5 protein-coding genes are annotated in these 6336 nt (G+C 65.7%); all 5 read left to right on the forward strand.

Annotated elements, in window-relative coordinates; genetic code table 11:
- Positions 1 to 152 precede the first annotated feature (152 nt).
- Complete coding sequence (gene hflX / locus AC1DT2_RS13740; protein WP_477296881.1) at positions 153 to 1460, forward strand: ribosome rescue GTPase HflX; 1308 nt, start codon at positions 153 to 155, stop codon at positions 1458 to 1460.
- A 172-nt stretch (positions 1461 to 1632) separates the two neighbouring features.
- Positions 1633 to 2763 (forward strand): FtsH protease activity modulator HflK, encoded by a 1131-nt coding sequence (hflK, locus tag AC1DT2_RS13745; protein WP_063573603.1) that lies wholly within the window; start codon positions 1633 to 1635, stop codon positions 2761 to 2763.
- Positions 2760 to 3629: a protease modulator HflC gene (gene hflC, locus AC1DT2_RS13750; protein WP_063573604.1), complete on the forward strand. Its 870-nt coding sequence runs from the start codon at positions 2760 to 2762 to the stop codon at positions 3627 to 3629. The genes hflK and hflC overlap by 4 nt, the downstream gene beginning before the upstream one ends.
- A gap of 51 nt (positions 3630 to 3680) precedes the next feature.
- Positions 3681 to 4988: an adenylosuccinate synthase gene (locus AC1DT2_RS13755; RefSeq protein ID WP_213948356.1), complete on the forward strand. Its 1308-nt coding sequence runs from the start codon at positions 3681 to 3683 to the stop codon at positions 4986 to 4988.
- Positions 4989 to 5187: 199 nt separating this feature from the next.
- Positions 5188 to 6336: bifunctional tetrahydrofolate synthase/dihydrofolate synthase (gene folC / locus AC1DT2_RS13760; RefSeq protein ID WP_477296884.1), on the forward strand; the 1149-nt coding region annotated here is incomplete at its 3' end.

Consider the following 6336-nt stretch of genomic DNA (forward strand, 5'->3'; position numbering starts at 1 on the left):
GTGCGGGTCGGTGGCCACGAGAATCACTCGGAATCGGGTGCGGGCGACGCCGAGGGTTGAGGGGCCCAGGCGACAACCCATATGTAAAGGGACGGGTGCGCGTATGCTTTGGCAGCGCGCACCCCTTCTTCTGCATGAGGTCATCCCCCTAAGTGTTCGATAGGCAAAAGAAAGGCGAGCGGGCCGTGCTGGTCCTGCCGCATTCGCGTAGCGAAGGCGACGCGATTCGTCGTGGCGAAGAATTCGCCGAACTGGTCGCTTCGGCCGGCGCCGAGGTCCTGGCCAGCATCCCGGCCCGGGTGGCGTCCCCCAACCCCCGTTTCTACATAGGTAGCGGCAAGGCCGACGAGGTCGCCGAAGCCGTGCGCGCGCTCGAGGCCGATCTGGTCCTCGTCGATCACGAGCTCACGCCCGTGCAGGAGCGAAATCTCGAAAAGCACCTGGGGACGCGGGTCGTCGATCGCGCCGGGCTGATTCTCGACATCTTCGCCCAGCGCGCCCGCTCCCATGAAGGCAAGCTCGAAGTCGAGCTGGCCCAGCTCAAGCACATCGCGACTCGCCTGGTCCGCGGCTGGACCCATCTGGACGCCCAGCGCGGCGGTGCCATCGGCAACCGCGGCCCGGGCGAAACCCAGCTGGAAACCGACCGCCGCTTGCTTGCCGAGCGGGTGAAGATGCTGAGCAAGCGTCTGGAGAAAGTGCAGACACAGCGCGACCAGCAGCGTCGCTCGCGCCTGCGCAACACGGTGCCGCGCGTGGCCCTGGTCGGCTACACCAATGCCGGCAAGTCCACGTTATTCAATACGCTGACCACCGGCGGCGTTTACGTCGCCGACCAGCTGTTCGCCACCCTGGACCCCACGGTTCGCAAGATCGACGGCCTGTCCTGCGGCCCCGCGGTGATCGCCGACACGGTCGGTTTCATTCGGGAACTGCCGCATGACCTCGTCGCCGCTTTCCGCGCCACGCTGGCCGAGGCCCGCGACGCCGACCTGCTCATCCACGTCAGTGATGCCGCCGACGAGGAGCGCGACATGCTTCGCCGGGTGGTCAACGACGTGCTCGAGGAGATCGGTGCCGGCGACGTGCCCCAGCTGTCGGTGATGAACAAGGTCGATCTGATCGACGCCGAACCGCGCGTCGATCGCGGCGAAGACGGCAAGCCACGCCAGGTCTGGCTCTCGGCGGCGAGTGGCGCCGGGCTTGAAGGGCTGCGTGAGGCGCTGGGCGAGTTGCTTGGTGGCGACCGGATTCGTGCGGGTCTTGAGCTTCCTCTCAGTGCCGGGCGCCTTCATGCCCGTTTGAAAGCGGCTGGCGCGATCGCCGGGGAGGCCATCGACGAGCACGGCTGGCACCTGGATATCGACGCGCCGCGCTCAGTGCTGGCGCCGTTGATCGGCGACGATGCCAACGCCAGATCGCTCCGTGACCTGATCGACCCACCCCACGCGGAGTTCTGATCGGTCGCCATCGAGCACCGATCCGCCTCCGTCTGCTAGAATTCACAACGTTTGCGTGCCCATTCGGCGCGGCGGCGGGCGCCACCACGCCCACCGCCCATCCCCGCTGTTCGGGTTCACCTGAAGGCTTGCCAGCCGCCCACCCTCCGGTCCCCCAAGGAGACTGTCGCCCATGGCTTGGAACGAACCCGGTAACGGCCAGAAGGATCCCTGGAACCGCAACCGGTCGAGCGGGCGCAAGCCCGATCTCGACGGCATGCTCAAAAGCCTCAAGGCTCGCTTTGGCAAGTTCGGCGCGGGGAGCGGCGGCGTACTCGCTGTCGTCCTCGTCTTCGTCGTGGCCTGGCTGCTGGTCAGCAGCTACACGGTGATCGACGCCCGGCAGGTGGGTGTGGTGCTGCGCTTCGGCCAGTTCTCTCGCGTACTTCCGCCCGGTTTCCACCTGAAGGCACCCAGCCCGATCGAAACGGTCACCAAGGTCGAGATGACCCAGGTCCGTTCGATCTCGGACAACGTGTCGATGCTCACCCGCGACGAGAACATCATCGCGATCGACTTCAACGTGCAGTACCAGGTTTCCGATGCGCGCAAGTTCCTGTATTCGAACAACGACATCGAAAACGGCACGATGAAGAATGCGTCGGAAGCGGCTGTCCGCTCCGTCGTCGGTGCCAACATCATGGACAACATCCTGACCACGCCGGGCGTCGATACGCCTACGCCGGCGCAGGCTCCCGTGGCAGGCGTCGCTCCGGCGGCGAAGGAAACCCTGCAGCAGCAGACGCGCGACATCCTTCAGGCCACGCTCGACAAGTACGACGCCGGCATCCTGGTCACGGGTGTGAGCTTCCAGAACGTGTCGCCGCCGAAGGAAGTGAAGGACGCTTTCGACGACGTCAACGCCGCCCGCGAAGACAAGCAAAGCGAAGAGAACAAGGCTCGCGCCTACGAGAGCCAGGTCGTGCCGGTTGCCCGTGGCGATGCCGCGCGTGCTGCCGCCGAAGCGCAGGGCGAGCGCGTGGAGCGCATCGCACGCGCCAACGGTGACGTCGACCGCTTCAATGCGCTGCTGAAGGAATACCGCGCCGCGCCGGAAGTCACGCGTCGTCGCCTCTGGCTCGAGACCGTCGAGGAAGTCATGGCCGGCAATCCGAAGGTCGTCGACGGCACCAACGGCAAGAACATCATTCAGCTTCCGGTCGAGTCGAACGGCGGCACGGTTCGCAACGTGCCTGGCGTGGGTCCGGTCATCCAGTCGGCCACCACCGACGCGAACCCGAATCCGCAGGGGAATGCGCAGTGAAATACATTTCCGGCCTCATCGTCCTCGTCGTCGTCCTGCTGGGCTTCAACAGTGCCTTTGTCGTCAAGGAAGGCGAGAATGCCCTCCTGCTGCAGTTCGGCCGCATCGTGCGAGCCGACTACCAGCCCGGCCTGCACTTCAAGATTCCCGTCGTGCAGCAGGTGATGCGCTTCGATAACCGTATCCTCGGACTGGATGCGCAACCCGAGCGCTATTTCACACTCGAGAAGAAGAGCGTCAACGTCGACTTCTACGTGAAGTGGCGCATCGCCGATAACGCGGCGTATTACCGCGCCACGTCGGGCGAGCAAACGCAGGCTATTCAGCGCCTGACGCCGATCGTGAAAGACGCCCTGCGCCACGAGTTCAACTCGCGCAACCTCGAAGACCTGATCGCCGGTGGCCGCGAGGACATCACCGGGCAGGTGCGCAAGGACACCGATGTGGCGGCGCGGAAGAACCTCGGCATCGCCATCGTCGACGTTCGCATCAAGCGCATCGACCTGCCCGACGAAGTCAGTGGCTCGGTCTACAAGCGCATGCGTAACGAGCGCCTCCAGCTCGCCAACGAACTGCGTTACACGGGCCAGGAAAGCGCCGAGAAGATTCGTGCCGATGCCGATCGCCAGAAGGTGGTCCTGCTCGCCGACGCCAATCGCGACGCGACCAAGGTCAAGGGCGACGGCGACGCGCAGGCGGCCGCCATCTACGCCCAGGCCTACAGCCAGGATCCCGAGTTCTTCTCGTTCTACCGAAGCCTCGCGGCTTACCGTAAATCCTTCGCCGACGGCAAGGGCGTGCTGGTGCTCAAGCCCGATTCCGAATTCCTGCGCTATCTCAATGACGGCCCCGGCCGCGCGCGCTAATCAAGATCCACATCGCCCTGCTGGGCAACGCAACTAAAGAGAACCGTCAAAATGGGTAAGTCAGTCGTTATTCTGGGCGCGCAATGGGGCGACGARGGCAAGGGCAAGATCGTCGATCTTCTCACTGAGCGCGTCGGTGCCGTCGCGCGTTTCCAGGGTGGCCATAACGCCGGTCATACGCTGGTGATCAAGGGCAAGAAGACCGTCCTGCACCTGATTCCCTCAGGCATCCTGCGCGACGACGCGCTCTGCCTGATCGGTAACGGCGTGGTCCTGTCGCCGGCCGCCCTGATGAGCGAAATCGCCGAGCTCGAGGCTCAGGGCGTGGACGTCCGTCCGCGTCTGAAGATCTCGCCGGCCACCCCGCTGATCATGCCGTACCACATTGCTGTCGATAAGGCGCGCGAAGTCGCCTCCGGCGCCAAGGCGATCGGTACCACCGGGCGCGGTATCGGCCCGGCGTACGAAGACAAGGTCGCCCGCCGCTCCATCCGCGTGGCCGACCTCATGTACCCGCATGAGCTGCCCGAGAAAGTGCAGGCCGCCGTCGAGTACCACAACTTCGTGCTCACCCAGTGGCTGAAGGCCGAGCCGGTCGATTACCAGACCGTGCTCGACGAAGCCCTGACCTGGGGCGAGTACCTGCGTCCGATGGTCGACGACGTCGCTACCATCCTGCACGACGTGCGCAAGGAAGGCGGCAATATCCTGTTCGAGGGTGCGCAGGGCGCGCTGCTCGACATCGACCACGGCACGTATCCGTACGTCACCTCGTCGAACACGACGGTGGGCGGTGCGCTGGCCGGTACCGGCGTCGGCGCGCGCGACATCGACTACGTGCTCGGCATCTGCAAGGCCTACGCCACGCGCGTCGGTGGCGGTCCATTCCCGACCGAACTCAACGATGAGATGGGCGAACTGCTGCGCAAAAAGGGCAACGAGTTCGGCGCCAGCACGGGCCGTCCGCGTCGCTGTGGCTGGATCGACCTTGTCGCGCTGAAGCGTGCCGTGCAGATCAACGGCATCGATGGCCTGGCCATCACCAAGCTCGACGTGCTCGACGGCCTGGAAAGCATCAAGGTCTGCATCGCGTACGAATACCGCGGTAAGCGTCGTGAGCTGGCGCCGCTGGACGCCGATGGCTGGGCCGAGTGCAAGCCGGTCTACCTCGAGTTCCCGGGTTGGGAAGAGTCCACCGCAGGCATCCGCGACTGGAACAAGCTGCCGCCGGCCGCTCGTGCCTATCTGCGTGCCGTCGAGGAACTCTCGGGCTGCAAGCTGGCACTGGTTGCGACGGGTGCCGACCGCGATGACACGATCATCCTCGACGACCCGTTCGGCGCCGACGACAACTGCTGATCTGTAGCGATCGGTCGGGTTGATTCGTTGTTGTGAAAACGCCAGCCTTCGGGCTGGCGTTTTTGTGTGGGAGCCGATTCATCGGCGAACGGGTGCTCGCGGCAGGCTGGCCCGCTGCCGCGGGATCGCCGATGAATCGGCTCCTACATTGTCTTGCGCAGGACTAAGCTTTATCGCTCTTCCACAAGGTACCGACTTCATGCGCACGCTCGCCGAATGGCTTTCGTATCAGGAACGCACGCATCCGCGCGAGATCGAGCTCGGCCTCGATCGCATTCGCGCCGTGTGGGAAGCCATGGGTGCGCCGCGCCCCGCGCCGATCGTCATCACCGTCGGTGGGACCAACGGGAAAGGCTCCACGGYCGCCTTCATCGAGGGCATGCTGCGTGCCGCCGGCTATCGCGTGGGCTGCTATACCTCGCCCCACCTGCTTCGTTACAACGAGCGGGTGCGCATCGAAGGTGAGGACGCGTCCGACGAAGCGCTGGTGGCCTCTTTCGAGCGTATCGAGACCGCACGTGGTGCCATCCCCCAGACCTATTTCGAGTTCGGCACCTTGGCGGCGATCGATCTGATGTCCCGCGCCGGGCTCGATGTCGCCGTGATCGAAGTCGGCCTTGGCGGTCGTCTCGACGCCGTGAATATCATCGATGCCGATGTTGCCGTTATCACCACTATCGATCTCGATCACCAGGATTGGCTCGGCGGCGATCGGGACAGCATCGGCCGCGAGAAGGCCGGCATCGCCCGGGCAGGGCGGCCCGCGATCGTCGGCGAGCATCGACCGCCCGCTGGCTTGATGGATGCCTTGGGCGGCATCGGCGCCGACGTCGTGGCAAGCGGCAGTGCTTTCTGGGCCACCGACGTGCCCGGAGAGGGCGATTGGCGCTGGTCGCATAGCGATGGCACGGTGTTCGACCTGCCGCGGCCGCGGCTCGACGCGCCCGTGCAGATCGACAACGCCGCCTCGGCGATCGCCGCCCTTCATGCCCTCGGACCGCGTGTCGATGTCTCTGCCGATGCGATCCGGCGAGCGCTGGCCGGCGTCCGTGTCCCCGGCCGCCTGCAGCGGATCGCGGAACATCCCCTGACGCTGGTGGACGTCGGCCACAACCCGCAGGCTGCGCGGGCGCTGGCCGCGTGGCTCGACGGCACGCCGCGCCGCGGGAAGCTGCGCGCCGTCTACGGCGCATTGGCCGACAAGGACGTCGGCGGGGTCATCGAGGCGCTCGTCGACCGGGTAGACCACTGGTACCTCGCCGGCCTGGAGCGGGATACCCCACGAGGCCTGCCCTCAGCGGCCCTGGCGGCCACGTTGGCGGCGGTACGGCCGACCGCCGACGGACAG

Source organism: Luteibacter sp. P4_E6 (assembly GCF_056401535.1).